At 39.1% G+C, this 26025-nt stretch carries 28 protein-coding genes; 10 read left to right on the top strand and 18 right to left on the bottom strand.

Features of this window, described 5'->3' with window-relative positions; all coding sequences use genetic code 11:
• Positions 1–2: 2 nt before the first annotated feature.
• A complete protein-coding gene (locus HYW21_08240; GenBank protein MBI2549313.1) occupies positions 3–989 on the bottom strand; it encodes an Lrp/AsnC family transcriptional regulator in 987 nt (328 codons plus the stop codon).
• A gap of 173 nt (positions 990–1162) precedes the next feature.
• Between HYW21_08240 and HYW21_08235 the strand changes: the two genes are divergently transcribed.
• Positions 1163–2239, top strand: a complete 1077-nt coding sequence (locus HYW21_08235; GenBank protein MBI2549312.1) for a hypothetical protein — start codon at positions 1163–1165, stop codon at positions 2237–2239.
• 28 nt (positions 2240–2267) lie between these two features.
• On the opposite strand, the gene HYW21_08230 is transcribed toward HYW21_08235, so the two are convergent.
• Positions 2268–3080, bottom strand: a complete 813-nt coding sequence (locus HYW21_08230) for a hypothetical protein (GenBank protein MBI2549311.1) — start codon at positions 3078–3080, stop codon at positions 2268–2270.
• Positions 3081–3331: 251 nt separating this feature from the next.
• Here HYW21_08230 and HYW21_08225 point away from each other — a divergent pair, with 251 nt between their 5' ends.
• Both HYW21_08225 and HYW21_08220 read left to right on the top strand, forming a co-directional pair.
• Positions 3332–3913: a nucleotidyltransferase domain-containing protein gene (locus HYW21_08225; protein MBI2549310.1), complete on the top strand. Its 582-nt coding sequence runs from the start codon at positions 3332–3334 to the stop codon at positions 3911–3913.
• Positions 3910–4305, top strand: a complete 396-nt coding sequence (locus HYW21_08220; GenBank protein ID MBI2549309.1) for a hypothetical protein — start codon at positions 3910–3912, stop codon at positions 4303–4305. Before HYW21_08225 ends, HYW21_08220 begins: the two co-directional genes overlap by 4 nt.
• 44 nt (positions 4306–4349) lie before the next feature.
• On the opposite strand, the gene HYW21_08215 is transcribed toward HYW21_08220, so the two are convergent.
• Positions 4350–4835 carry a flavin reductase family protein gene (locus HYW21_08215; protein MBI2549308.1) on the bottom strand — a complete coding sequence of 162 codons (486 nt, stop codon included), beginning with the start codon at positions 4833–4835 and terminating at the stop codon, positions 4350–4352.
• A gap of 4 nt (positions 4836–4839) precedes the next feature.
• A complete protein-coding gene (locus HYW21_08210; GenBank protein ID MBI2549307.1) occupies positions 4840–5247 on the bottom strand; it encodes a class I SAM-dependent methyltransferase in 408 nt (135 codons plus the stop codon).
• A 401-nt stretch (positions 5248–5648) separates the two neighbouring features.
• Between HYW21_08210 and HYW21_08205 the strand changes: the two genes are divergently transcribed.
• Together HYW21_08205 and HYW21_08200 are read left to right on the top strand one after the other, a co-directional pair.
• Entirely contained in the window at positions 5649–5921 is a 273-nt protein-coding gene (locus HYW21_08205) for a hypothetical protein (protein MBI2549306.1), read from the top strand.
• Positions 5922–5939: 18 nt separating this feature from the next.
• Positions 5940–6341, top strand: a complete 402-nt coding sequence (locus HYW21_08200) for a hypothetical protein (protein MBI2549305.1) — start codon at positions 5940–5942, stop codon at positions 6339–6341.
• Positions 6342–6373: 32 nt separating this feature from the next.
• Here the strand turns inward: HYW21_08200 and HYW21_08195 are convergent, their stop codons facing one another.
• Complete coding sequence (locus tag HYW21_08195) at positions 6374–7432, bottom strand: hypothetical protein (GenBank protein MBI2549304.1); 1059 nt, start codon at positions 7430–7432, stop codon at positions 6374–6376.
• 225 nt (positions 7433–7657) lie between these two features.
• Here HYW21_08195 and HYW21_08190 point away from each other — a divergent pair, with 225 nt between their 5' ends.
• A complete protein-coding gene (locus tag HYW21_08190) occupies positions 7658–8434 on the top strand; it encodes a hypothetical protein (GenBank protein ID MBI2549303.1) in 777 nt (258 codons plus the stop codon).
• Positions 8435–8493: 59 nt separating this feature from the next.
• Here HYW21_08190 and pyrG read toward each other — a convergent pair whose 3' ends face one another.
• Together pyrG and HYW21_08180 are read right to left on the bottom strand one after the other, a co-directional pair.
• Entirely contained in the window at positions 8494–10212 is a 1719-nt protein-coding gene (pyrG, locus tag HYW21_08185; protein ID MBI2549302.1) for a CTP synthase (glutamine hydrolyzing), read from the bottom strand.
• Between the two features lie 134 nt (positions 10213–10346).
• Positions 10347–11129: a helix-turn-helix domain-containing protein gene (locus HYW21_08180; GenBank protein ID MBI2549301.1), complete on the bottom strand. Its 783-nt coding sequence runs from the start codon at positions 11127–11129 to the stop codon at positions 10347–10349.
• Positions 11130–11223: 94 nt separating this feature from the next.
• On the opposite strand from HYW21_08180, the gene HYW21_08175 reads away from it, so the two are divergent.
• A complete protein-coding gene (locus tag HYW21_08175; GenBank protein ID MBI2549300.1) occupies positions 11224–11877 on the top strand; it encodes a hypothetical protein in 654 nt (217 codons plus the stop codon).
• Between the two features lie 49 nt (positions 11878–11926).
• On the opposite strand, the gene HYW21_08170 is transcribed toward HYW21_08175, so the two are convergent.
• The 6 genes from HYW21_08170 to HYW21_08145 form a co-directional block, all read right to left on the bottom strand.
• On the bottom strand, positions 11927–12718 hold the full coding sequence (locus tag HYW21_08170) for a hypothetical protein (protein ID MBI2549299.1): 792 nt from the start codon (positions 12716–12718) through the stop codon (positions 11927–11929).
• 77 nt (positions 12719–12795) lie between these two features.
• Positions 12796–14010, bottom strand: a complete 1215-nt coding sequence (locus tag HYW21_08165; GenBank protein MBI2549298.1) for an ABC transporter permease — start codon at positions 14008–14010, stop codon at positions 12796–12798.
• A complete protein-coding gene (locus tag HYW21_08160; protein MBI2549297.1) occupies positions 14007–15224 on the bottom strand; it encodes an ABC transporter permease in 1218 nt (405 codons plus the stop codon). Before HYW21_08160 ends, HYW21_08165 begins: the two co-directional genes overlap by 4 nt.
• Before the next feature lie 63 nt (positions 15225–15287).
• Complete coding sequence (locus tag HYW21_08155; protein MBI2549296.1) at positions 15288–16025, bottom strand: AAA family ATPase; 738 nt, start codon at positions 16023–16025, stop codon at positions 15288–15290.
• A gap of 17 nt (positions 16026–16042) precedes the next feature.
• Positions 16043–16639 carry a rhomboid family intramembrane serine protease gene (locus HYW21_08150; protein MBI2549295.1) on the bottom strand — a complete coding sequence of 199 codons (597 nt, stop codon included), beginning with the start codon at positions 16637–16639 and terminating at the stop codon, positions 16043–16045.
• 148 nt (positions 16640–16787) lie between these two features.
• Positions 16788–17978: a hypothetical protein gene (locus tag HYW21_08145; protein MBI2549294.1), complete on the bottom strand. Its 1191-nt coding sequence runs from the start codon at positions 17976–17978 to the stop codon at positions 16788–16790.
• 80 nt (positions 17979–18058) lie between these two features.
• Between HYW21_08145 and HYW21_08140 the strand changes: the two genes are divergently transcribed.
• Together HYW21_08140 and HYW21_08135 are read left to right on the top strand one after the other, a co-directional pair.
• Positions 18059–18697 (top strand): PIG-L family deacetylase, encoded by a 639-nt coding sequence (locus HYW21_08140; protein MBI2549293.1) that lies wholly within the window; start codon positions 18059–18061, stop codon positions 18695–18697.
• Positions 18698–18746: 49 nt separating this feature from the next.
• Positions 18747–19865: a glycosyltransferase family 4 protein gene (locus HYW21_08135; protein MBI2549292.1), complete on the top strand. Its 1119-nt coding sequence runs from the start codon at positions 18747–18749 to the stop codon at positions 19863–19865.
• 42 nt (positions 19866–19907) lie between these two features.
• On the opposite strand, the gene HYW21_08130 is transcribed toward HYW21_08135, so the two are convergent.
• Complete coding sequence (locus tag HYW21_08130; protein ID MBI2549291.1) at positions 19908–20393, bottom strand: hypothetical protein; 486 nt, start codon at positions 20391–20393, stop codon at positions 19908–19910.
• 105 nt (positions 20394–20498) lie between these two features.
• Positions 20499–21851, bottom strand: a complete 1353-nt coding sequence (locus tag HYW21_08125; GenBank protein ID MBI2549290.1) for a PGF-pre-PGF domain-containing protein — start codon at positions 21849–21851, stop codon at positions 20499–20501.
• A 222-nt stretch (positions 21852–22073) separates the two neighbouring features.
• Here HYW21_08125 and vanZ point away from each other — a divergent pair, with 222 nt between their 5' ends.
• The gene (gene vanZ / locus HYW21_08120; GenBank protein MBI2549289.1) at positions 22074–22565 is read left to right on the top strand and encodes a VanZ family protein; all 492 of its coding nucleotides are present in this window, start codon (positions 22074–22076) and stop codon (positions 22563–22565) included.
• A 44-nt stretch (positions 22566–22609) separates the two neighbouring features.
• Here the strand turns inward: vanZ and HYW21_08115 are convergent, their stop codons facing one another.
• The 3 genes from HYW21_08115 to HYW21_08105 all read right to left on the bottom strand — a co-directional run bounded on the left by HYW21_08115 (position 22610) and on the right by HYW21_08105 (position 25991).
• Positions 22610–23023, bottom strand: a complete 414-nt coding sequence (locus HYW21_08115; GenBank protein ID MBI2549288.1) for a hypothetical protein — start codon at positions 23021–23023, stop codon at positions 22610–22612.
• 10 nt (positions 23024–23033) lie between these two features.
• Positions 23034–24335: a sugar transferase gene (locus HYW21_08110; protein MBI2549287.1), complete on the bottom strand. Its 1302-nt coding sequence runs from the start codon at positions 24333–24335 to the stop codon at positions 23034–23036.
• Between the two features lie 117 nt (positions 24336–24452).
• The gene (locus HYW21_08105; GenBank protein ID MBI2549286.1) at positions 24453–25991 is read right to left on the bottom strand and encodes a hypothetical protein; all 1539 of its coding nucleotides are present in this window, start codon (positions 25989–25991) and stop codon (positions 24453–24455) included.
• Between the last annotated feature and the right edge of the window lie 34 nt (positions 25992–26025).

Here is a 26025-nt window from a genome sequence, read left to right as displayed (position 1 = left end):
ACTTAAAAAACTCCTTCTGGTAAATAGTTAGGAAGGAGTTCCTCATAGAAGAGCGCAACATCTTTAACACGGATATGTTCTGGATAACGTGTTCGCAACTGTAACATAAAATCTCGCAGTTCTCCTGGGGTTTTTACAAAGACCCCGAACTCAATATCCCATAACGAAATTGGTTTGTAGATATAGGAAACAGATGGATGATTCTCTAAATAATGGATTATGCTGATTTCCTTGTCGTTTCTGATGTTCTCTAGGGTTATTTGAATATTATAATGCTGAAATCCCAGTTTTGTTAAATCTGGAAAGATATAACACTGCCTTATAATACCATACTTTTTCAGTCTCTTTATCCGTTTACTTATTGCCTCAGGAGTAAGTCTGACTTTTCTGGAGAGCATCACGTAATCGGCACGAGCATTATTTCTCAAAATTCTCAGAAGAGATAAATCAATGGCATCAAGATTTCCTTCTTTAGGGTTTCCTTCTCTTGGATCCCTTTCTTCTTGTTTTTTCTCTTTAAATATTTCTTTTTTTGTGAAAAATTTAGAATGAAAATAATGATAGTGTTCCAAAGTAACTATTTCATGTTCACCAAAATAGATACCAAATTCCTGCTTCAACTCTTTGATTAATTGGCTAAGGTGCTGCGTGCTCTTCGCATGAAGGTCAAAAATAACGCTCCATTTTCCTGTAGAAGTTACAATCCAACTAATAAATGTATGATTCTTCAGAAATGTGAAAATTGTTTCCTCTTTCTCTTTGTCCACATTTTTGAGTTCTAAATAAATAACATGCTTTGTATATCCTAATACGTGAAGATCAACATCTACACAGAACGATTTTATGACGCCAGTTTTTATCAGCTTTTTTACTCTATAATCTGCAACTTCGCGTGAGACTCTTACAACTTTAGCTATTTGTGTCAATGAGATTCTACAATTTTTGGAAAGTGTTGCCAAAATCTTCCAGTCCTTTACATCAAGGGTCATTATTCTATGATAACTAACTATTATTATATAAATATTTTGTTTTTGTAAAAATATTAAAAACAAATTTTATATTAATCATAACTGTCACTACTTTTTATGAGTAGAATAGGAGAGTAGAATCTCTTACAAATATCTTACAAAGAGAAATCTTAGTAAAGCACGAATGAGTAAACATGGAAAAACGACATGAGATTTTACGAACAGGATTAGGAGATTTCAGTAGAGAGAGATTTGATGCACTAACCCATGTGCGCGAAGTTGCTTTAGACGGATTAAGGGAAATCCTAAAGTATAAGGGATACAGAGAAGTAACAACGGCAACATTAGTAAATATTGCAGGATCATGTGAAAATCCGTATGCTTCCTTCAGACTAAACTATTATGGAAAACTCGCACACCTATCACAAAGTTCGCAAATTCAATTGGAGAACTTGGTTCTTGGTTTACGAAGAGGATTTTTCACCATCAATAATAGTTTTCGAGAAGAAAACTATACTGATCCTGAAGCAGAAGGGAGGAGATTATCAGAGTTTACTCTTGTCGAAGCTGAAAAACCATACGAACAGAGTACACCAGATCAAGTCTTAGATAGTATTATCGAAGAGGAAACAGAAGTAATAAAATATGCAACTCAAAAAGTAGTTGAACAGTGTTTCCCGAGTGTTAAAATGCTTGGTGGAGATACAGATTATTTAAGAAGAGTAATTCTAAGACGGTTTGAGAGAATACGCTATGATGAAGCATTGGCATTACTGAAACAAGTAGGGAGAGAATATGAGTTTGGAGAAGATTTAGAAGCGGGAGAAGAACAAGCAATTCTAAGACATTTTGATAACATTCCTACTTTCGTGACCCATTATCCTGCATCAATCAAGTTCTTTAACATGAAAAGAACACCAAATGGAGAAAGAGTTTACAACGTAGATTTGCTTATGCCGAGATTAGGCGAGACAATAGGAGGAGCAGTAAGAGAAGAAAATGGAGAAATGATAAAACAACATCTCAGAGAATCAAAAATTGCAAAATATCTGAAAGAACAAGCAGAAGAAACAAAGGAACAAGATTCAGAACATACAACAGGGTTGGTTGATCCAGTAGTTCAATTTCCAGATTACTTTACGATGTTAGAGCAGGCAAAGCCGACAGTAAGAGGAGGATATGGAATCGGATTTGAGCGATTCGTAGGATTCTTGTTACATGCAAATGATATCTTAGACACTGTAGCATACAGAACACTTCATCCACAATAAGTTTTGAGAACTATTTAGAATAACGTTATTATTTCTTACCAAAGCCAAAGAATCTTTTTAAACTCCACGACCATTTTTCTGATGATTTTTCTTCGACAGGTTTTTCTTCAGGATGTTGTGTTGAAGTAGTGTCATCGTCAGGAATCTCAAAGTCCGCTGGTTTAAGGTCTTCAGGCATTGGATCTTGTAATTTTTCCTGGGGAGATATTTCCTTCGAAGTATTTTCAGAAGAAGGAATGTCCTCGCTTACAGCATTGTGTACTGAGCTTGCCTTTTGGGAGGGATCAATACGATCAATCCCCTCAAGAGGATCCAAGGTTAATTGGGTTCCTTCATGCTCTTCAATGTCTGACACAGCAGAGAGTAAGGGATATTCTTCTGATTCAAGAGAACTATTATCATCAGAGGTAACAACTTCTTCCTCAACATGCAAAGAGCCTTCCTGCGTAAGGAGATCCTCAGGAGGTAAGGGAGTAGTCTCCAACGCATCTGAAGAAGGAAATTCCTGCACAAGTGTTGTCTGTGCTGTATTATCGGGCTCAGTGAGAAGCTCAGGGTCCTGAGAGTTTTCATGCGTTTCTATCTTTTTACTTTCAGGTAGCTCTCCATCGCTTTTTTCAGGTACCTGATGATCTATGTCCTGATCTCTTGCAAACAATGGTTCTTCAAATAATGCACGAGTTGCAGAAGCTGATCGTTTTTCTCCTGATTCATCCTTGAGGAGGATTCGCTTTGCCATATCTGTAGCTTCTTCCATGTTGGCAGCCAAGCCATTCTGCTTTAAGGATTGGGCAAGTTTGCCAACCTTCTCCGCCAAATGAGGGTCTATTGCTTCTATCATCATTAACTCCTTAAACACTAAACCATTAAATCCATGGAGAAAAGGAGGAGAAAAACACTATTTAAACCTTTTGTTCTTGGTTACTAAAAAGTAACGAACACAAACAAGTGCTTTTCATCATTATCAAGGAAAGGATATAGGCAGTTCTCGTCAATTTTCAGCGTTACTGGTTTCAAAGAAAACCTATTGATCTTTTAAAAAACCGATCGGTTTCAGAAAAGTTTATATAGTTTCAAAGAAAACCAGTAGCCATGAAACCGGTAAAATTCAAAAAAACAGAACTCATAGAATTAAACGAAGCATACAAGAAGACTCTTTACTGGTTTTTCTCTTATCCAACAAAAGAAGTGAGCCTTAACGACTTAACAAAAAGAGTAAATATTTCAAAAACAACGGCAAATACCGTGGTACGCCAGCTTGCAACAGAAGGGTTTCTAAAGATTAACAAACTTGGAAATATTTGGCGCATAACCTGCGATCAACAACATCCCTACAACATGACAAAAAAAATAGCGTACAACTTAGAACTCATTTATGAGGCAGGAATAATCGAAGCAATTCTTTCTTTATTTGAAAATCCCGTTTCAATAGCCCTTTTTGGGAGTTACCGGAAAGGAGACGACACTGACCAGTCAGATATAGACATTGCAGTAGAAACATTGGATAATGAAGAGCCAACCGTCATTAAAATAGGTACCATCCAGCAATTTGGGTATAGAAAGAATGTTAACGTTAACATTCTAAAATTTTCTAGAAATAAAATTGACATCAACTTATTTGCAAATCTTGTCAATGGGATAGTGTTGTATGGGTTTTTGGAGGCTAGAGTGTGACATACAAGCGACCAGATAAAAAAAATGCGTTAAGTATTCTTGAATCCGCGAAAAAAACAATGGATTATACGCTTACCTTAGATATTAATGAAGTTTCAGCCACCACCATTACCAGAAATATCTATGAATGTTTCAGAATGCTTGGTGATGCAATTCTCGTAGGTAAAGGGATTCAATCAGAAGATCACATTCAACCAATAAAAGAAATAACCTCGCTCAATATTACTACAGACAGGCCGATTGGTCTTGTTAATAACCTGAGGACATTGAGGCACAATGTGAATTATTATGGATACAATCCAAAAATAACTGAAGTAAATGATGCAGTATCACTTGCAAAAGCATGTTTTTATAAGGCATATGAAAAAATAAAAAAAGATGTTATCATTTGAGCAACAGATAAAAAGAATATGATTTTATTACCCCACACCGGATCTTACAACTCGGCAAAAACATCCCCACGAACATGAAACAAACGCTTACCCTCTTTCAGAGTAACGGCTTTCAGGACTTTACCAATAAAAACAACACATTCTCCAAGATTAAAAGACTGAAGAACTTCACACTCAAGATACGCTAATGCCTCCTGAATACAAGGACAATCAATCTTCTCTGCCTCTTTCTTAGTAAATCCACAATGAGCAAATTTGTCGACATGCAATCCTGAATGACGACCACAAAACAGTGCATGCTCGCTGAATGATCCGGGAATGAAATGGACAACAAAGACATTGCTCTGCTGAATAAGGGTAACTGAGAGTGTGGTTTTTTTGAGAGCAATGGCATAATGAAAAGGTTCGAAAGAACAGGGCATGTGCCATTCTACTGTTGCAATAGTATCATGAGATGCTGTTGCTTTTCTCTCAAGACTTCCTCGACTGGTAACCAACACAACCTGACGTGGATTAGTAAATGCAAACATATACTCACCGTTTCCTTACATTAAAAATAACATCATGGTCTTCTTTGATCTCTTCTTTGATCTGAAAAACAGAAACAAGATCACGAACAAGCGCATCATATCGTGGAGATGCCCTCAGGATACTGATGAAAATTCCGGTTTTTGCAACACGGTTTATCTCGGTAAAAGCCTTGAGAGGATCATCAAAATGATGGACTGCAGTTACTGAGATCACGAGGTCAAAGGCATTATCAGCAAAGGGCAATGCCTCAGCTCTTCCGACAACATGAGAAACTGGACAATGCTGGAGCATTTCACTACATGGATCTATACCAATAACTATGCAAGGAAACAACGGAAGATAAAAACCAGTACCACAACCAACATCCAAAAGTCTGGTATGCGGATGAAGCAAGTGATCATGGAGAATCATGTTCTTGATAATTTGGACTTTATGCAACTGTTCCTGTGCATGCAATGCCGTATAACCCTGATGCAACCACCGATAATCAATACCTGCCATCATTATAAAAGAAACCTACAGATTTATAAATCTTGACAAAATCCGCCGAAAACGGTCTGTTTACCATGTTTCGTGATAAAAACTAAAAAACACAGAGGAAAAAATGCTCACCTGGGAAGAACACATGGGTTTTCTTGAAATAGTAACTATTTTCCTTCTCTTCATTACCGTAGTTATGATTATTCTGCGTGTCATATTTTAAAGCAATTGAGAGGAAAGTTGGGTAAAAATGAGGTAAAAAGAAAACCATTCTTTCCAACGATTTGAGAAGATTTATATAGAATAACCCTTTGCGTAGAATTGGTGAAAACATGGGAAAAGTGCTCGTTATCATTCTGCTATTTCTGTTCATAGGTGGTATTATTATCTATACGAGTCTTGAACTGAGTATGCGTAATCCTTATGATCAAAAAACATTTTTAGGGGCATTTGGCGCATGGCTATGGCATCTTGGAGGAAATACGAAAGATCTTATCGGTATGGCTATTAAACAGGACTGGCTCCCAGAACCCAATAAAACCAATATAACAAACCAATCAACCTATAAAACATATATCATTGAAGAAAAAGAAAACAAGGAATAAAAAAATAAGGTGATGATCATGAAACTACAGGAACCAACATCTATGGATGAAATGGTGTACTTTACCCGAAGAAGTGTAGGAACAGGTAATATTGTCGCATGGGCTCACCGTAAATTATGTCCAAAGTGTAGTAAAGCACTCATGGGCAAGCCAGTGGGTGCAAAAGGTTCAGTCAAAATACGAGCAAAGGAATACCAATGTCCAGCGTGTAACTATACCGTAGAGCAAAAAGCATATGAGGAAAGTTTAACCTGTAGTTGCATCTATACCTGTCCCTCCTGTGGCCACAAGGGAGAAATAGAAGTTCCGTTTAAGCGCAAAAAAATCGAAGGTGTTGAGACCATACGCTTTCAGTGTGCCAAATGTCATAGTAATATTGACATCACGAAAAAGATGAAACAAAAAGGAAGCAAAGAGTAAGCTGCTAAAAACAAACAAAAGAGACATCACGCTTATGCCGCTTTTGCAAGATCCAGGTCATGTTCTGCATCCCTTACCAGATTACGAAGAATGGTAGCAATACTATGAGCAGCTGTATCCATTTTTCCCTTGGGACTCTTGAGATAGACCTCAAGTTCAGCAAGCATTGACGCTGGCTCATGTCCTGCCCTAACAAACTCCTCATTTTCCTGATGAAGCTTCTTCAAATGATTATCAACCAAGAGAAAAAAGAGGATGTCCATCTTCACCAGTTCATACTGGGTAAAAAAAGCTTTTCGTGCATCATCACGTGCTAATTTTTCTGCATTGTCTCTTATTTCATGGAGACTCAAGGTATACCGTCGATGCTCACTTTCCACCTCTTTTTCATGGATACCTTTTTTTGAAAGAGTATCAAGTGTTCTGAGAACGCTTGCACATTCTCTTTCTAAATTACTAATCTCTCGAAATGCACGACTCAATTCTTGACGCAAAACACTTAAGCGCCTTCGATTAATCACCTGCTGAAGAACATCAACCTCGTCTGTTTTGATAAGAGATCTTACCTTTGTCATGAGCGTATTATGGTCAAGTTTATGAATGTCATTTATTATGTTGAGAAGATCTTTATACTCGTCACGAAGTTCCTTATCAACAGAATCCATAAGTTTAACAAAGTTCTCATGGACAACCTGTCGGGCAGCATGAAGTTCTGTAAGGAGTTGATGGTGGAGTGGATGGGTTGAAGGTAAACGCCTTATTCTCACTTCTGCCTCAGCAAAGGTCTTATGAAGCCGTTGTAACAACACAAAGAGTTTCCTGAATCCTGTATCTTCGTTTAAGGCTAATTCGACAAAGAGCTCATGGATGGTATTAATCTCATCTGCAGCCAGTTTAGTTGCCCTCCTATTAAGCTTGCTTCCTTCTACAAGATTATGGAGTTCTTGAAATGCTCTAGGAATCTCTTTTCGAACAAGATGAAGTGTTTTTCGTTCATCACCGTAGATATGGTTAAGATTTCCACGCTCCATCAATGAGGCCCAAAGAAGATTTCTAAAGCGTAAGATTCCAGTGAACTTATAAATTTCCATAAAATCACCTGCGCTCCTTTTATAACCTTATTCAATAGTCCATTCCTAAGGAAAAATAATCACTTCTGGAGAGCTATGGAATAGGGTATTATTTAAATCTTTCCATCTTTTTATGACGGAGAAAATCCTGAAAGACGATGGTAAAACCCAAAAGTTTATATAACTCAAAAAAACCCAAGTTATGTCTCTCGTTAATGATGACTGGGACAAACAAAAGGTGACCGTATGCAGACTCAGGAAGATATCAGCTATGGAAGTAAGAGTCCTGATAATAAAAGAACCATTATCACTATTGTTGTTGCATTGCTTCTGATACTCCTCGTGGGGTGGGCGAGTTATGCCTTCATTACTGCACGAGGACAGGCAGCATTGACTGGAGAGGTTGTCCGTAACAATGGAGAAGGGCAAGAAAAGGCAAGTGATAACAAAGAAAGTACGCTTGGCGAGCTCGACGCACAAACAGCATCAACCGGCAATATAAGCAAAGAGAGCCTTATTGGGGTTAGTGGATCATTAAGTATGGCTTCGTATAAGATTCCCTTACTCGATAAAGACATCCAAATTCTTGCAGAGCAGATCTCTTTAGAGAATCCTCAGGTTGATTTGCAATATACCATTAATGATCGAATGATGCTCAAAGGCTTTACTGGTGATCTTATCTGGTCTGGATCTCAGATCTTTTTAAAAGGAGAAGTACGAGAAACCTCCAGTCAAGGGTTAAATATTAACTGGAAAAACACCAAAGATATTACTATCCGCATTGGCGATGGAACTATGCTCATTGATAAGGTACGTTTAGCAGAATTACAAGGCATTGCATCTGGCGAACTGATGTTCAATGCAAAGATGAAACTGTCCTTAGAGAACGAAGAAGTAACGATCAAAGGGTATGAAGGGAACCTTGAATCAAAGGTTGCTGCAAATAAGAATACCCTCCAGTTAAGCGGCAAGGTACAGAGCTTTACTTCAGCAACGAATAGCTTTACCGTTGATGTTTCTTAGATAAGAATAAGTATAGTATCTATCAGCACCCTGTGCTGAAGCATAAAACAGCAAAAAACTTACTGCTTCTTGGCTTTAAGTGCAGCCACAAATCCTGAGAATAAGGGATGTGGACTCAAGGGTCGTGAGGTAAATTCAGGATGATACTGAGTACCAACAAAAAATGGATGCGTCGGAATTTCAAGGATCTGCATGATAGGATACTTTGGTGCTTTTCCTGAAAAAACCATGCCACGTTGCTCAAGAAGGGAAATGTAGTCTGGATCAACCTCATAGCGGTGTCTGAATCTCTCCCGAATAAGTTTCTTCTGTCCATAGAGTTCATAGGCCTTTGTCCCTTCTTTTAATTCAACATCTTGGCCACCAAGACGCATATTCCCCCCTAAACCTTCAATTTTCTTTTGTTCAGGCAAAACATCAATAACAGGCTCTTTTGTCTTGGGATCGATTTCAGTAGAATGTGCATGTTTAAGCCCACAGATATGGCGTGCATATTCAATAACTGCCATCTGAAAACCATAACATAACCCTAAGTACGGGAGGTTATTTTCTCGTGCATATTGAACACAAAGGATTTTACCTTCTGCACCGCGTGCACCAAACCCTCCTGGAACAATAATACCATCAACATCGGCCAATACATTATCTACTTTCAACGTGCCATCTTCTATTTCTGTTGTTTCAATCCATTGGATACGAACCTTAACGTCATGTTCTGTGCCTGCATGGTACAATGCCTCAATGATACTTGCATAACTATCCCGTAGTCCTGTATACTTCCCGGTAATTCCCACAACAACTTCCTGAGTAGCAGCCTCACGTCGCTCAATAAAATTGACCCATTCCTGAATCATCTTCTGCTGTTTTGCAGAGGAAATGCGTGGCCGTAATTGTAAGATTTCCATAACCGAATCATCAAGTTGTGCATCCTTGAGTAAAAGGGGGATACTATAGATATTCTTGACATCATGACAGCTAATTACCCGTTCCATAGGAACATTTGAATGAATACTGATCTTCTCCCTGACTTTCTCGCTGACGGGTTGCTCACATCGACAGGCAATGATATCAGGTTGAATGCCAGATTCAAGAAGTGCCTTAATACCAAGTTGTGCTGCTTTGCTCTTTTGTTCCCGCAATGTGCCTGGTTGGAGAACATAGGTTAAGGCAGCAAAGCAAACATTCTCTTTACCCTCTTCATAGGCTAATTGGCGCATGGCTTCAATATAGTGAGCATTTTCAATTTCTCCAACAGTTCCGCCAATCTCAACGAGAATAACATCAACATTTGTTTTTACTGCTAATTCTCTCAGATGATTTTTGATTTCTCCAGTAACATGAGGCAAGAACTGGACGTCTCTTCCTAAATAGTTTCCCTGTCGCTCTTTATCAAGGACTTTGCGTAAGATCTGTCCATTCGTGAGGAAATTATCCTTTGTTAACTGTTGATTAAGAAATCGCTCATACGTCCCCAAATCCATATCGCATTCCATACCATCATCAAGAACAAAGACCTCTCCATGGCGAAAGGGATTTAAGGTACCTGAGTCAATATTGAGATAGCCCTCAATTTTTATTTGCGTAACCGATAAGCCACGGAACTGTAAGAGTTTTGCGAGCGAGGAACCAAAAATACCCTTCCCAAGGCCAGAGATAACCGTACCCATAGTAACAATATATTTTGTCTTGCCCGGTTTATAGTTTTTAGGGACTGGCGTGTAGAATTCATGTTCATCTGTTTGGTTTGCAATACTTGCCAATAATTCATACCCAACCATTGGTTCACCCTTTTCCAGGAAACAGAGTCCTTGTTCTTTATTTAAACTTTGTGGTAGCTTGTCCTATAGATCAAAAAACCAAAATAAAAGATAACTATTAAATTGAAGTTAATAACTAGTAACCTGTTGATTGCTTATTTCATTGATATCTTCTTTTTTGGTTCTCGAGCAATCCTCCAGAGAAGGGAGAAATACTTGCGAAAACTCATGGCAATAGCATCACTTTCCATAAGAATAGCAAGTGGTTGTTCTTGGAGAAGGATCATGATAATAGTTCTATTACGATAAATCTGAATGGCTGTGGGCATGGCAAATGACTTTGGTAAGAAACGAATCTCTGTTCGTGCCAAATGCTTCCGCTGCTCGTACAGGCTGGAATAGTGTTCATTAAGTAAGAGTTTATAGACAATGCCCTTGGCTGCACGTTCATGTTGTTTTTTATTAAAATAGATCTCCCATATTTTCGGCTGCTCAGTTAAACCCATATCCAGCCATTCTTCACCTTTGTTCAAGGAATGGAGAATATCTTCATTTGCTGTTTTAAGGCCTTCAAAGCCCATAAACACTTTTACGGTACTTGACCGAGCTTGTTTTGACTGGAGCAATAATGCAGGGACAATACGTTGTACCTGTAATTTCTCTTCTTGAATGGACTTTACTCTTTCTTCAAGATAATCTAGAAGTCGTTCAGGGCTTGTTGCTTCATAACGATGAACACCATTTAAAAGAACCGTGCTCACGAGCCCTTTTTTCATAAGACGATCAAGGACCTCATACATCTTAGAGCCAGAGATTCCTGAGGATTTAATCAACGGTCCAGTAGTGGTTGATCCAAGAGTAAGGAGGGCAAGATACACTTTTCGTTCTCCTTTGGTTAAGCCAATAGCTTGGAGTGTTGTTTCAATGGGAGCAATCATTAGCAAAGACATGCAACGATTATTTAAAAACTTTTATCTTTTACCGTATGTAGGGGGGAAGAATATTAATAAAGATGCAAAAATTTCTCGACGCATGAACAACCTCCAAAGAATTTTAACGACTATTGGCATAAGCACCATAAGTAGTTTTGGCATCACTCAGGGAAATCCACGACACGCAAACGCTGAAACACGCGTGGAATGCATGGGAGGAAATGCGACAACAACTCTCGACCTTAAACTTGTCGAAGAGCCTTGGGGAAATACACTTTTTATTCCACGGGAAAGAACAACAATAGGTTATGGAACAAACGGTAGTCCAACCAGCGTGGATCATTTTACTTCTTTTCTCGGTGGATACCAATGCATAAAAGGATGGTATCTTGATGCAGAGGTCCAGTTTACTTCTGAAGAGGGTGTTGTACCAAAACTAGGTATAGAACATTCTCATCAGTTCGGGAAAAAAGCTCTGCTTGACATACTGACAACAGGAAGTATACGGCACGATCCCGTACTAGAGATAACGGTACATATTTCATATGAACCACCTGAAGGAAAACGAGGAATGATGGCAACCGTCGAAGCAGTTACCAATTGGGAAAATAGCGGACATAACTTTAACATTCAACGGTTACGTTTTGGTAGAGAACAAAGACAGTATCAAGCAGGCATAGCTGCTGACGTACTGCAAGACAATAACGCAAGCGTATCATATTCTGTAGGTTTATTTATTGCAAAGAGTTTTTAAGAAAAGAATTTCTAAAATCTTAGTGTACATGAAATCAAAATGACAAAAATTAACAATTAACCCTTGCAGTATAAAGTCGTAATAAGGTCTCTAGTCCAACCCGTATCTGAGCGTCCTCAACAGTTTCTTTTCGCTTCAAAAATTCAGTTCCATCAACATGAGGAGTAGAGGCCATCACATTATCACTGATAACCAATAATTCTCCTGCGCGAATATTTCGGCCATCATGTTGATTATACCAGTCTCGCAAAGCAAAAATAACACTCGCTTCCATAGAAACCGCTAGAGCACCATCTGGATCTCTTGTTTTGCTTGCACGTGCATCCCAATAGATATCATCGGTTACACGAGTTTTACCGGCATACACTTGTTGAAAGTCTGCTTTCACCGAACGAGCAACTGTAAGAAGAGTATCTGTTAGGTCTTGACTTGCTACGGCCTCATACCCTGGCCCCATAATTTTATCACTCGTACTCTCCGCTCGCTGAACCGTAGTCGTAATCACAAAGTCTCCAATATTAAGATAGGGTTGAAGTCCTCCTGCGGTACCCAGTCGCAAAATAACCATAGAGTCAGCATCGCAGGCTTCAATAACCTCTGGCATTGTAATAGAGACACTCGCAGGACCCATACCCGTAGAAAACGCAGTAATCGGTAGAGACCTATATCTACCATGTACGGTTAATCCCCGGTCGCTCTCGATGAGCTCTGGGCTGTCTAAATAACGAGCTATTTTTCGTATACGCCCAGGATTTCCCGCCGTGAGAATAGAGGGATGAGCAGAAGTAATCTCAAGGTGATACGTCATTTCCCCGGTATCAAACGTCATAACTCTTCTCATACTCAATTCCTCACCACAAAGGAGACGACGTGAGATATAAAAACCTTTCTTAGTTTTAGGCTTTGCATGCTCTATTATTACTCATATCTCAAGGCATCAACAGGATTGAGGTTTGATGCTCGCAAAGCAGGCATAAGTCCGGCAATAGCTCCCACTAAGAAAGAAAACAGTAAACAGCCAAGGGTAAGCCAGAGTGGAAATGCAGGCTGTAAAAAACTAAGACCATAATAAACTGCTATAGAGGCACCAAAACGTGAAATTAAATAACCAAAAAAAATGCCAAATATTCCACCAAGTAATCCCAAAACACCTGACTCCATCACAAACAAGAACAAAATCATTCCTCGCTGAGCGCCAACTGCTTTCATAATACCAATTTCTTTAGTACGTTCAAGAACAGCGGTGTACATCGTATTCATAATATTGACCCCTGCAACAACAACGGAGATTAATGCAATCAGAAATAAAATAACATTGAGGACCAAAATGACATTCCCAAAGGTTGCCACAATATCCTCAAAGGTCTCAACAAAGAAATCTTCCTCTCCTTCTTTAACACCTCGATAATTCATGAGTTTGTCCTGTACCTTTGTTGCTAGATCTCTCGGAACTTGTCCTGGCGCAGTCCGCATGATAACCCAATTGTATTCATCCTTTACATCAAAAATGTCTTCTGCTGTCTCCCACGAGACATAGATATTACGATCGTCTTCAGGATTTCCAACAGTTCCATAAAATCCAACGACCTCTACCTCCACATTATTAATGGTAAGCGTATCACCGAGTTCTACCTGTTTTTTGAATACCTTCTCAGGAAACTGGTAATTGTATCCAACAACAGCCTTAAACTTATCATTCCTGCGTAGTTCTCTGCCACGTTCAACCTGCACAGTAAAAAGTTCTTCAATAAGATCGCTGCGTTCATCAGTGGGCATGCCCATAACATACACATAGCGTGGTTTTTCACCTTGAGTAAACTGAACAATGGTGTTTTCAATCATCATAGCGGATACTTCATCAATGCCGTTAATGCCCTCTACGAAATTGAGATCTTTTTGGCTAAAGGTAGCTGTTCCTGATCCAGGTGGACCAAATCCTTTTGCCTGGAGAACCAATTTATCAGAACCCAGCTCCTTAAAGGTCTGGTCCATATACGTTCGTAATCCTTGACCAAAGCTTACCAAGGCAAAGATAGCGGTAATACCTATGAGGATAGAAACAATCGTTAAAAAGCTCCGTAATTTACGATGCCAAAGATTGTTCAAAACATAGGCAGAGAGTTCTTTGATCATTTTGCATACCGTAAGCTATCCACTGGATTTTTATGTGCTGCCTGCAGGGCAGGAAGGATTCCTGCAAGGGTACCAATCAGAAAAGAAAATAACAGTGCGCCGATAAAAAGCCATGGTTCCACATGTGCGCTTATCAGATCAGTACCCAAGGCTACACGACTAATACTTGCAGCTCCATAGGCCATAAGCGTACCGAGTGATGCACCAACGAAGCCACCAAAAGAGCCGAGGAAACCAGCTTCAAGAAAAAACAAAGTAAAGATAGTACTATTTTTAGCACCAACTGCTTTCATAATACCAATCTCTTTGGTGCGTTCAAGCACGGCTGTGTACATTGCATTTGTTATGCCGATACCACCAACAAGAAGAGAGATACCAGCAATAATATACACAAAGATCTGAATACCAAGAAGTGTATTGTTCAGACTTTTAATAATGGCCTGAGGTGATTCTACACTAAAGTCTTCTTCACCCTTCTTCACCTTTCGCTGCTGACGCATGACATATTCTATATCTTCAGTAAGTTTATTGACATCGCTTCCTGGTGCTACTTTTACTCCAATAAAATCATACTCGTCTGAACGGTTATACCGAGATCGCATGACTTCCTCATTAGCAATAATTGAAGCATCGATAAAAAAGCTTCCCTTCTCTTCGAGAAATCCAATAATCGTGAAGGAAGTTCCATCAATCGTTATTTTCTCTCCCACACGAAGTTGTTTATCAAAATGCTCCTCTTCAAAAAAATGAGCTCCTAAAACGACAGCATTTCGATCTCCATCCTTCAATAATCTTCCTTTGTCTGCTTCAAAATTAAAGATCTCTTCCATAACGGTACGATCTTTTCCAGCAGGCATACTCAACATCATACCTGCTACTGATTGCCCATTCGACGTCATGGTAACGCTCTGAAAGATTCTACCAACAGCCGCTTCAACACTATTAACATTCTTAATTCGATGCAAATCACTTTCAGTGAGTGGATTGACAACACTAAAGCCAGGCGGACCTGCAGAAGAGGATGCACTAACCCGTAATACATCAGCGCCAGCAATATTAAATTGGGCCATAATTGCTGCTCGTAATCCCTCACCTAACCCAATCAAAGAAACAATTGCAGCAATACCGATAACAATGCCTATCATTGTTAGCCAGCTACGCAATCGTTTATGTCTCAGATTTTCAAAGCTTAACCAGAGGTATTCTGTAATCATGGCAAATCACGAAGAGGAAAACAGAACGACACATAAAAACGTTCCAAAATAATAATAATCCAATTACAACCGTCCACCCAATACTTCATGCATTGGTTCTCTATCAGGATACACCTGTATGCCGGTATTGGTGATCTGGAGATAGCTGACTTTATTGGAATGATTAATACCACGCATCTTCAGCACAGACACGCCACGTTCATAGATATTACCAAAGGGTAACCGATAGAGCATGACAACACCATCAACAACAAACTCCTCAAAACCATGCCAGCTTACTCCTTTGTGACCCTCTTTTACTTCACAGGTAAAAATGGTCGTACACCCGATCTTATCAAGAATAGAAACTAAAGCCGAGAGGGCTTTACGTCGTTCAATTTCTTCTTCACAGAGCATGGTAAAGAGGTTGACAGAATCAAGAACAACACGCTGTGCTTTTGCTTTAGTGGTAACTTCTTCAATTTCTCCAATAATATCATTCATCTCTGCGCGAGTTCTCTCTTTAAAAAGTCTTACTTTTCCTAATGAGCCACCAATAAGTGTTAATTTCCCCAAACGTTCCATCTGAGCTAAATCAATACCAATTGTTTTCATATCCTCAATCAGCTTGTGCTTACTTTGCTCAAGCGTAATCATAACCGCGGGTTCATTATTCCGCAAACCTTCCATCAAAAATTGACAACCAAAGATAGTCTTTCCTGCTCCACTATTACCCGAAACAAGAATCGTTCTTCCTTTAGGAAATCCTTCATTTCCTAAAAGTTCATCCATGCCTTGAACGCCAGTTTTGATCTGTTCCATAATTTCACCTCAGAGGACTAATCATCATCACTATATAAAAATGCCACTTTCCGCTCCTTCATTCCTTTGATCATAACACAAATGATCATTCCTGTGCCAAATCCAAAAAAATGAAACAATGCTTGATTCACTGTTTCTTGGGTAATACAACTCTGACAAGTGTAAAGATCATATAAAAGTTTCGAAAAAATTGAAAATATTAACAAGGGGATCATAAGTTTTTTTGGCAGGAACTTATCTCCCTTCAGCACCAATGTACCAAGCACTGCGTATATTCCTAACGATGTGCCTGCAAGGATGATCGCCGGAAAAAAAAGAAGATCAGCAAACGCAAGAAGAAGGCCAGCACCAAAAAACACAAGAAGAAAGTCAAAACCATGAAAATGAAGCTCATAGGCAAGTAAGGCAATAACACTCAAGGCAACAATGTTCTCGACCAAATGAAAGAGATTTTCGTGAGAGAAAGGGAAGGTAACCAAACGGTAGAGTTCTCCACGCAGAAATGCCTCTCCGGAAAATGCAAGCGTATTTACAGAATTAGGAATCAGGAGATAAACAAGTGAGCTTATGACAATAATAAATACCGTAATAACAACAATGACTGCTTTTCTCATGTTTTGTTTGGAAATTCAAAAAAACTTTTCCAGTTCTTCGTTTCTGAGGACAAATCGTCTCATACGTTTTTTTTTGAAGAGAATATATATCAGAAGAAAAATAATCAGCACGATACTTGTCATACTGACACCAAGGAAGAGTAAAGGATTATTCATGTTCTACGTGTTTTTTGGACACTATACGTAAGGTAAATAATACCAAAATAAAAGAGATAACAAGAACCATGGCACTCATTCCTAAGGGTACGACTTCCTCAACAACATTAAAGGTAGCTTGTTGTTCATCAGTTACCGTATCTTCATAGTACACTTGAGTCACAACACGATAGGTTCCTACCTGTTGGGGCGTATACATTAAATGAACGGTCTTTGTATCTCCGAGAGGCACATAAAACTCCTCACTCTCAAGAGTAAATACTTCCACATTATCACGATAAATCGTTGCTCGAAGTATCCCATTAAGCGAGGTTTCTCCATTATTTTTAAAATACCCTGCAATAGTAATAGGATTTCCAACAGTATTTTGCTCATTAACATCTACGGCAAGAAGATTTCCTTTCTTCAGAAGCGTTCCTTGGGAAAATACCTCAAACGATCGAGATTCTTGTTGTACAAGGGTATGGTTCGCTAAGAACAGGAGTTCGGTTATGTATTTTCCTGGGGGAGATTCAAAAGGAAATGCAAGATTGAGGCGTTTCTTGTTCAAGGGTGGAATGCTTGTCGTATAATCATTCACTGCCACAACCCTCTCACCATCCTTTACTTTGATCGTTACTACAGGATTAGCTTCAAGGTTTCCTTCGTTAGCCAGAACAAGAGCAAGGTCAAGTGGTCTGCCAACTTCAGTGTCAAACACCGTAACATTTTCTACGACAAAACCCTCATGCTCGGTTGCAGAAAGCTGAATACGGATGGCAATGGTATGATACGTCTCTCTTTCGACACTAATCGTTGGAAGATACCGACTGGAGAAAAAAATAGTCAACTGTGCATCATAACTCCCGGGAGAAACATCCTGAGGAGGGGTTAAAACAACATCAAAAATAACCGGGGAATCTTTTCGAACACTAAGATCGGTTTTTGGTTCAATAGTTATCCAGTCTTTGGCTTGCCCGCTGACACTACTATTAACATCGACTATCTGCTCACTATCAGAGGTAATGATAATGGTCTTTGAAGAATATCCCCCAAGATACGCATCCTGAAATGAGAGCGCTTTTGGTTCAACAGTTAAGGTTATTGCTCGTGCTGATGGCAAGAAAAAAACCAGAGCAAACAAACATGCAAAAGTCACTAAACAATACCATACTTTCCTCTTTTTCAGCCGGCAATAATCCATACAGAATTATAAGCTGAACTCCTATATAAAACGTTCGATTTGAGGCAAACTATATTAATAACCTGTTCTTGAAAGAGTGTATGGCAGATACAATTATCACGTTTTGTGCCCATAACGACGACCAAATTCTCGGAGCTGGGGGAACATTAGCAAAATATGCCAGGCAAGGGTATGAGGTGTACACCTATATCTTTTCCTATGGTGAGCAAAGCCATCCTTGGTTGAAGGGTGAGATTACGGCTGAGATGCGAATAAAAGAGGCACATGCATCTGACAAAGTTCTGGGCGGGAAGGATATCTTCTTTTTTGGTTTAAAAGAAGGACATTTTCGCGAAGAAATTCAAGAGAAAGGGATCAAAGAACAGATGGAAGCTATTATTGCAGAGAAGCAACCCAAAAAGATCTTTACTCATTCTCTTGATGATCCTCATCCTGATCATCGTGTAGTTTATGAAACCGTGCTCGAAATAACACAAAAGATAGACTGTGAGGTGTATAGCTTTAATGTATGGAATCTCTTTAACTTCAAGGAACGAGACCTTCCAAAGCTGGTGGTTGATATCTCAGATACTTTTTCACTTAAACTCGATTCTTTCGCACGCCATAAAAGCCAAAAAATGACCATGATCAGTCTCCTCTGGAAGGTTTATCTCCAAGCAATTATCAATGGATTACGACATCATGCAAAATATGCTGAGGTATTTTATAAAATAAAGTAACAAGTGATGTGAAGAATAATCCCTCATAAAGCAGCAGGCAAGAGAAACCATGAAAAAGCTGTTAATAACATCAGACTGTTTTTTACCACGCTGGGATGGCATTGCCCGATTTCTCTCAGAGATGGTTCCACGGTTAAAGGAAAAATACGATATTACCCTTATTGTTCCTGACTTTCCTGGAGAAAAAAAAGACATAGAAAACGTAACTATCGTGAGAATTCCCCTCTCTCCTTTTGCGGTTTCAGACATTCCTTTGACAAAGATCCCCCAGAAAACAGTAAAGGCGTATGTGACAAAGGCCGATATAGTTTTTAACCAGACATTAGGGCCTATAGGTATCGCTGCGATCAATGCAGCACATTATGCAAAAGTACCAGTCATCTCCTACATTCATTCAATTGAATGGGAATTGTTTACGAAAAGCGTTGGCAAATTTAAATTCTTGATCAGAATCTTTGCAAAGGCCCTTGCAAGAAATCTGTACAGAAAGTGTGACCTTTTACTCGTTCCTTCGCTTGAAGTTTCTGAATTATTCATGCATGAGAAGATTGAAACAAAAAAGGTCATCATCCAACTTGGAACAGACACGAATAAATTCAAACCCACAACAGACAAAGCAATGGCAAAACAAAAGATAGGGATTGATCCAAGCTACAAGGTGATAGGGTTTTCAGGAAGGATTGGCCGAGAAAAGGATCTTATTACCCTCTATCGAGCGTTTGTTCGACTGAGAACCAAGCGTAAGGACGTAAAGCTTTTGATTGTTGGTTCTGGGATCAAAGAATATGAAGAAATATCCAGCAAAAGAGCAGATATCCTCTTTGTTGGTAGTCAAAATAAGGTTGTACCATATCTCCAAGCTATGGACATCTATGTACTCCCTTCATTAACAGAGACCTCATCATTGGCAACCATGGAAGCTATGGCCTGTGGGCTTCCGGTGCTTGTCACTCCTATTGGTAATATGAAAGAGTACATTATCGAGAAGGAAAATGGATGCTTTTTCCCAAAAAAGAATCCGTTTGTCTTATCCCTTAAATTAAACTGGCTGCTGGATGATGAGCAGCTGAGAAATAAAGTAGGGGAAAATGCACGCAAAACTGTCGGAGAACGATTTTCATGGGAAGAAACGGTTCAAGAGATACAAAGTGTTCTTGATGAATTTTAAGATACGGAATTTCGTGTTGCAGCATAGCCAAACTAACGAAAATCAATTAGCATTGCCACGGATACTGCCAGCGATTTTATGGGTTAAACCCGTCTCATAATTGTTGTATGTGAAGGTAATATCTGTTCGAAAAGGCCCTTCACTAATGTCACCACAATCAATATTCATGATAAACTGATCATTATTTGTTACATTCAAAGGAAGAGTTTTTGGAACACCATCAATAGTAAGATTAGCACTGGCCACTGTATTACAATCATCGGTTCCATCAATATCGTTCTGAATTTCTATATCAAAACCAAGGTTATTCTTTAACGCTAGTTTCATTACGCCATTACTCGTGTCAAGGGCTGGCTTATCAAGACAGTCCAAGCCAACAGGGAAGTTACATCGCTCTGGCAAAAATCGTGAAAGATCAAGAACACCAAAATAGGAGAGTGCAGCAATAGCGGTTAAAACAATGAGAATTGCCCAACCATAGGTCATTAAGAACTCCATCGCTACTTGGGCTTTACGGCGACGCTGCATGATCTTACCTCTTTTTACAACTACAAATGTACAACAAACTTACGACTGAAAAATAAGTGACTTAAAGGTTAAAATAAAATATAAAAAAGTAAAAAAGGCAAAAGCTTATGCTTTTGACTTTGGCCGGTAGTAGGTGAAATAGTAGTATGCTCCTCCAGCAACAACGAGCACAATCACTATCATCCACCAGAGCCATGCCAAGCTTCGTGATTCCTTTTCTCCTTCAGGTCCGGTTTCAGGCTCTGTTGTAGGCCCGGTCTCAGTTTCAGGCTGTTCTTCAGGTCCTGTCTCAGGTCCGGTTTCAGGCTCAGTTTCAGTTGGTGGTACTGCAACAACCTTCTGACCAATGGCAAAGTAGCTGAACCCAGGGGATGTTGCTGAGTAATAAACATAGGTTGCATCATCGCTTGCTTTGGTTGTTGGAAGCTCTGTCCAGTCACCCTTGTAACGATAGAGCGCAACATCATCATAACCAATGTTATTTAAGGATAACCATGCCTTAGTTACTCTAAAGTCAATAGTTGCTGAACTGACGTCGCCCTCAACAAGATTGGTAACGATCTCTAAATACTGGAAGATCGTTCCTCCTGCAAAGGCCGGAATCTTCGTTGGTCTATCTGAATAAGCAATGACATCCATGGTAACATCGCTCACATCTCTGTTGAGCGTGAAGAGGATCTTTCTCACACCAATCTTTTCATCAACGATAGTCATCGTGGTTTCGGTACCAACGGTGACTTTGTTCCAGGCTTTTGATTCCTTGTATTCAGTAACCTCATCAGTTGTTGTTCCACCACCACCACTACCACCACTACCACCGCTCGGACTGGTGCTATCTGCAACATCCTGAACTTGGAGGGTTGCTGCTGTTGAATTTAAATATTGGACAACAGCGTTAGTTGTTTCAGCAGTAAAGGAAACAGTATAATTTGTATTGCTACTTACCGAGGGGGTTGTCCACGAAACATTGTAAAAGAGTTCTGAACCATTGCTATTATCATAACCATACCCCTCGAGATACCCATATCCATACCCATATCCAAAGGATGTATTTCCTGAAACTGTTTGCCCAGTACTATAGATATACCCATAACCATATCCCCACATGTACCCATAACCATAGTTGACTTGATTAAGTTTGGTAATGGTTAATCCAGAACACGCACTGAGATTTGTTCCTGCAGTGTTGAAGGTACAGGTATAGTTGGTTAACCCACCGATATTAGTTAAGGCTACCGTCATGTTCTCAATAGGAACATTTTCTCCTTGATAGGTTAAATCAACATAGACTTGAAATGTAACCGCTGAGCTCTCATTTGGCGTGGTATCACTGATATTCGTTACACCTACTTGGATACCAGAAACTGGTCCAGAAAGCAACAACATAAATATAATACTCAATGTCAAGAATAAACTGAACAGATTTTGCCTCTTTAATCGTCGCGTCTTTAACTTCATTAGATACCACCTTTTTTATTAATATGGATAAGATTTGAAGTCATATGGATGAGCGTGTATGGAAATACAAGAGTCTGTAGTAGTATGTTATTTAAATACTTTTTGGTTTTGTTAGGCTAGTTTAGGACGAAAAGAATGTTATTGGGAAGTAGAAACGAATTTGTTGTCCATCTTAAATGCCGAATGAGATTACGCAAATTTATTAATACCCACGTAATTCTTATGAGCATGAAGACCTCACGATTTTTTGGATGGTATATTCTTCCGGTAATAACCTATTGTGTGTTTATCCTCTATCTTTCTTCGGTGAGTCCACTTTTAGATGCGAGTAAAGAGCAAGGTTTTGACCAGAAAATAACAGAAGTTTCACAAGAGGTTATCAGTTTTAAGGTCTACAATCTTGATAATGAGAATCCGTTTAACAGCTACCTCAAACACCTTGTTGAGTATTTCATTCTTGGTTACTTGCTGTTCAGATTACTTCAAAAAACAAGGTATGCACGCTACAGCTTTGTCATGGTGATCCTCTTTGGATTACTCTTTGGATTCCTGGATGAAACACTTCAGTCTTTTATTCCAGGAAGGATGGTTGAATGGCAGGATATCCTTGCTGATGTTTTGGGTACAACACTTGTTGTCTATGTTGCTCTTCTCCAAGAGGTTTTCCGTGAGGTCTATTCTCCAGTAAACGGGCTCAAAAGTGCTAGGAAATAACGATTTACGATATCCTTTCAGTGTTTCATTCGAGCTTAGCTATACTATTTCGCCGCGGCTTCCACTAACGAAGTACTTTTCTTTCTGAACAAAAACATAATGATCATAACACCAAAAAGTAAAACAATGCTTATCCAGGAAACAAACGGAATGCGAAGAAGCTGACTGGTAAACATAAACAGAAAAATAATAATGACCATACTTATAGCAAAGCTTAATCCAAAACGTTCTGGCCATCGAAGGTTATGGTATGACAAATAACAATAAACAAAAACATAACCCGGAAGAAGCGTTGCATAGATGAAAGCTAATGATGCCCGAAAAACATGCCACCAACTAAAGGAAGGATAGGCTATTTTAATGAGCAATCCAAGAACTAAACTAATGAGGGTAAATAGCACGACGTGAAGTGCTATGCCTTTAGGCTTTACCTGTTGAAGTGTTATCTGAGGGTTCATCGTAACGGTATTAACGTAGCAATTTTAAGATCTGGATAAAAACAATCTCAAGATCAAGCATGAAAGACTGATGATTAATATAATAGAGATCATATTTTATTTTTTCTGCTGGTGTTAGCCCAGTGACATCATTGATTTGGGCCAATCCTGTTAAGCCTGGCTTTACATATACCCGTCGTGTCCATCCATTGATCTCTTTTTCAAATTTTTCATTTAAGGCAGGCCGTTCTGGTCGTGGACCAACTACCGACATCTGACCGAATAAAATTAAAAACAATTGGGGGATCTCGTCCAAGTGAGTTTTTCGGAGAATTCTTCCAAGACGAGTAATACGGGGATCCTGCTCATTATCAGAGATCATAACACCGGTTTTTTTTTCTGCTCCTGTTACCATGGTTCTAAACTTGTAGATATAGAAGGGTCTATTAAACTGTGCTGCTCTTCTCTGGCGATAGAGAATGGGTCCTTCAGAATCAAGCTTTATCATGATAGGAATGATCATTAGGAAAGGTAAAGAGAAAAGGATACCGATGCATGAAAACAGAAGGTCAAAACACCGCTTTGCAAGCTGATGTAGTGTAGGTATGGGACGAAGGCTCAGATCAATAAGGTGACTAAAAGGGGAGCTTCGTGTAAGGACATAGTCATATAAGGTTGGTACTGCTTTTACGGTTACCTCACTTTGTTGACAACGAAGGAGAATATCCATAATAACGTCACGTTCTTTAGGATCAAGGGAAATAATAACCATTCCTACATTGTGAGATACCATCACCTTGGGAAGGTCCTTTATTCTTCCAAGATAGGGCAGAGTTTCGTCTTTGAACGACTTATCGCTGAGTACCCCAATAAGGTGAAACTCTTTTTGAATGTACTCCTTAAGTTGCTTGTTCCTCCCCAGATGACCCAGCAGAATAGCACGCTGATTTTGCTCTCTTTCTGGTCGTATTGCCATATGCCAAAGAATTAAAAAAAACGTATTCACCAAAAAAAGCAAAACAAGCAGAAGTCTCGGCAAACGAAATGTCCAATCAAAATAAGCAATAGTAGCCATCAGTAATAGAGCAAGAACTCCACTTCGGCTGGTCTTAGTGAGAATGGCAAAGGAACTATACCGTTTGTACGTGAAGAGATCGAGCAAAGCAATACTATACACAACGGTTACCATTGCTGCAAAAAGGAAATATGGATAGGGAAATGCTAAAGAGAACTCTTGAAAGGGCTTTAGTACGGTAAAGATAAAGAAGGTAAGGTTAACCAGAATCAGATCTCCCAAAATGAGCTTCAGATAATAAAGGTATTTCTCCCCCATGAATTGAGAGAAAGAGGTAATCTATTTAAAGATAACGCTAAATAAAATGATGGTAAGAAGAGGAAGTCAATGCAATGGCTGAAGCATCAGTGAGGCGGAATATTTTCTGTGCTGTTTTCAGTTCAGGGTAGTAGTTTCTGGCTTCTGTGGAGGCGTGATATTACCTATACTCCGGTTGTACTGATAAATGTACAGATTACTGTACTCCGCGACAGGAAAAAATTGAGACGCATGAAAGATATCATAATAATAAACAAAATTGTAGCTCGTGTTTTTGGCAAATACTGACGCAATAGTGTCACCATCCCGGTTAATATAGGGAAAAAAAAGGGTATTGAAACTGCTGCTATCACCAACATGGAAAGGACTAATCATAATTGGCTTAAGGTTATAATAAGGCAAGGAAAACGCTTCAAGATGATCAGTCAAAACATAGGAGCCGGGGTACTGCTCACCAAAGGTTTTAAACAACTCATGTTCCTCTGGTCCAACCCAAATCATCGAAGGATGTGCATTCATGTTGATAGAAATAGCCTTAGGAACCAAGATAAGCAGGAGAGGAACAAAAAGGATACGAGAGTAGTGTATAATTCTTGTCAATGTATTTGGTGTAATCAGAAGAAAAGTTCGAGAAACAAGGTCAACCACTTTAAACAAGCCATAGGATACAAAAAGTGGCATGAAGAGAAACAATGCAAAAAGTACGCGTCGATAAGGAAGAATATATCCTGTTTCAGTAGACCAAAAGAGGTATAAATCCAATGCTAACAAGGTTATCAAGGGAATAATGATTTTTAATGCTTTTTTTTCAGCAACACAAATAAAAAAGAGCCCAACAGCAATGAAAAAGAAAAAAATAGAGGTTAATTGTATTGAAAAATTAATAAAGGGTTTCTCAAGTGGGTAAATAAAAAGATAGGTAAAAAAAACAGAGACCTGCTGGAAAAACAATGCAAAAAATTGTCCTGAAAATAGTTGCGAGAAGGCAGTAATACGCAGACTCAAAAACCCAAATAACGCAATAAGAAAAAAGAAAAATAAGTAAAGTATGTGCTTTCGGTGGTGGGTTAAGAGAAAGTAAAAGAGCAAAACAATGGTTGCAAGAATTGCTGTGCTGAGATGCGTAAGTGCAATGGAAAAGTAAACGAACAATGCTAACAAAAGACGATCTGCAGCAAGAAGGTACAAAAAAAGGAGAAACAAAACAACACCGAAGCTTATAGGTACCAGATAAAATGGCCCCAGCATTGCCATATTACTGATAACCAAAAGGGTAAAAAAGAGCGAGAGCACGGCAATAATGCGATTTTGAAAAAGCCGTAAAGCAAGTGCATACTGAAGAAGCCCAATAACAACAAAAATCACTCCCGGAAGGAGCTGTTCCACCTGAAGTTCATCTAACCCCGTCAACATCGTTATAAGAGCAACATATACATACGATCCTTTTGGATATGAAGAAACCGTATCAGTAAATGGCTCTCGATTGCTTACCCATTCTCCCTGGATGATCTGTCTAACGCTGCTCAGCAGGATCCAAGAATCTACGTGTTGCGGCATTTGATTCTGATGAGGAAGAAAAATAACGAGGAAAAGCATGCTTACACCAAAGACGACAAGGACCATCTCCAGAAGAGAAACGACTTTAGAGTAGTACATGGTCAACTAGAGACCCGTGTTAATTTATATTATT

Source organism: Candidatus Woesearchaeota archaeon, from assembly GCA_016187565.1.
Taxonomy (GTDB): Archaea; Nanobdellota; Nanobdellia; order Woesearchaeales; family JACPJR01; genus JACPJR01.
Note: the sequence above shows the minus strand (reverse complement) of the source record. Positions and strands in the feature narration are given on the sequence as shown.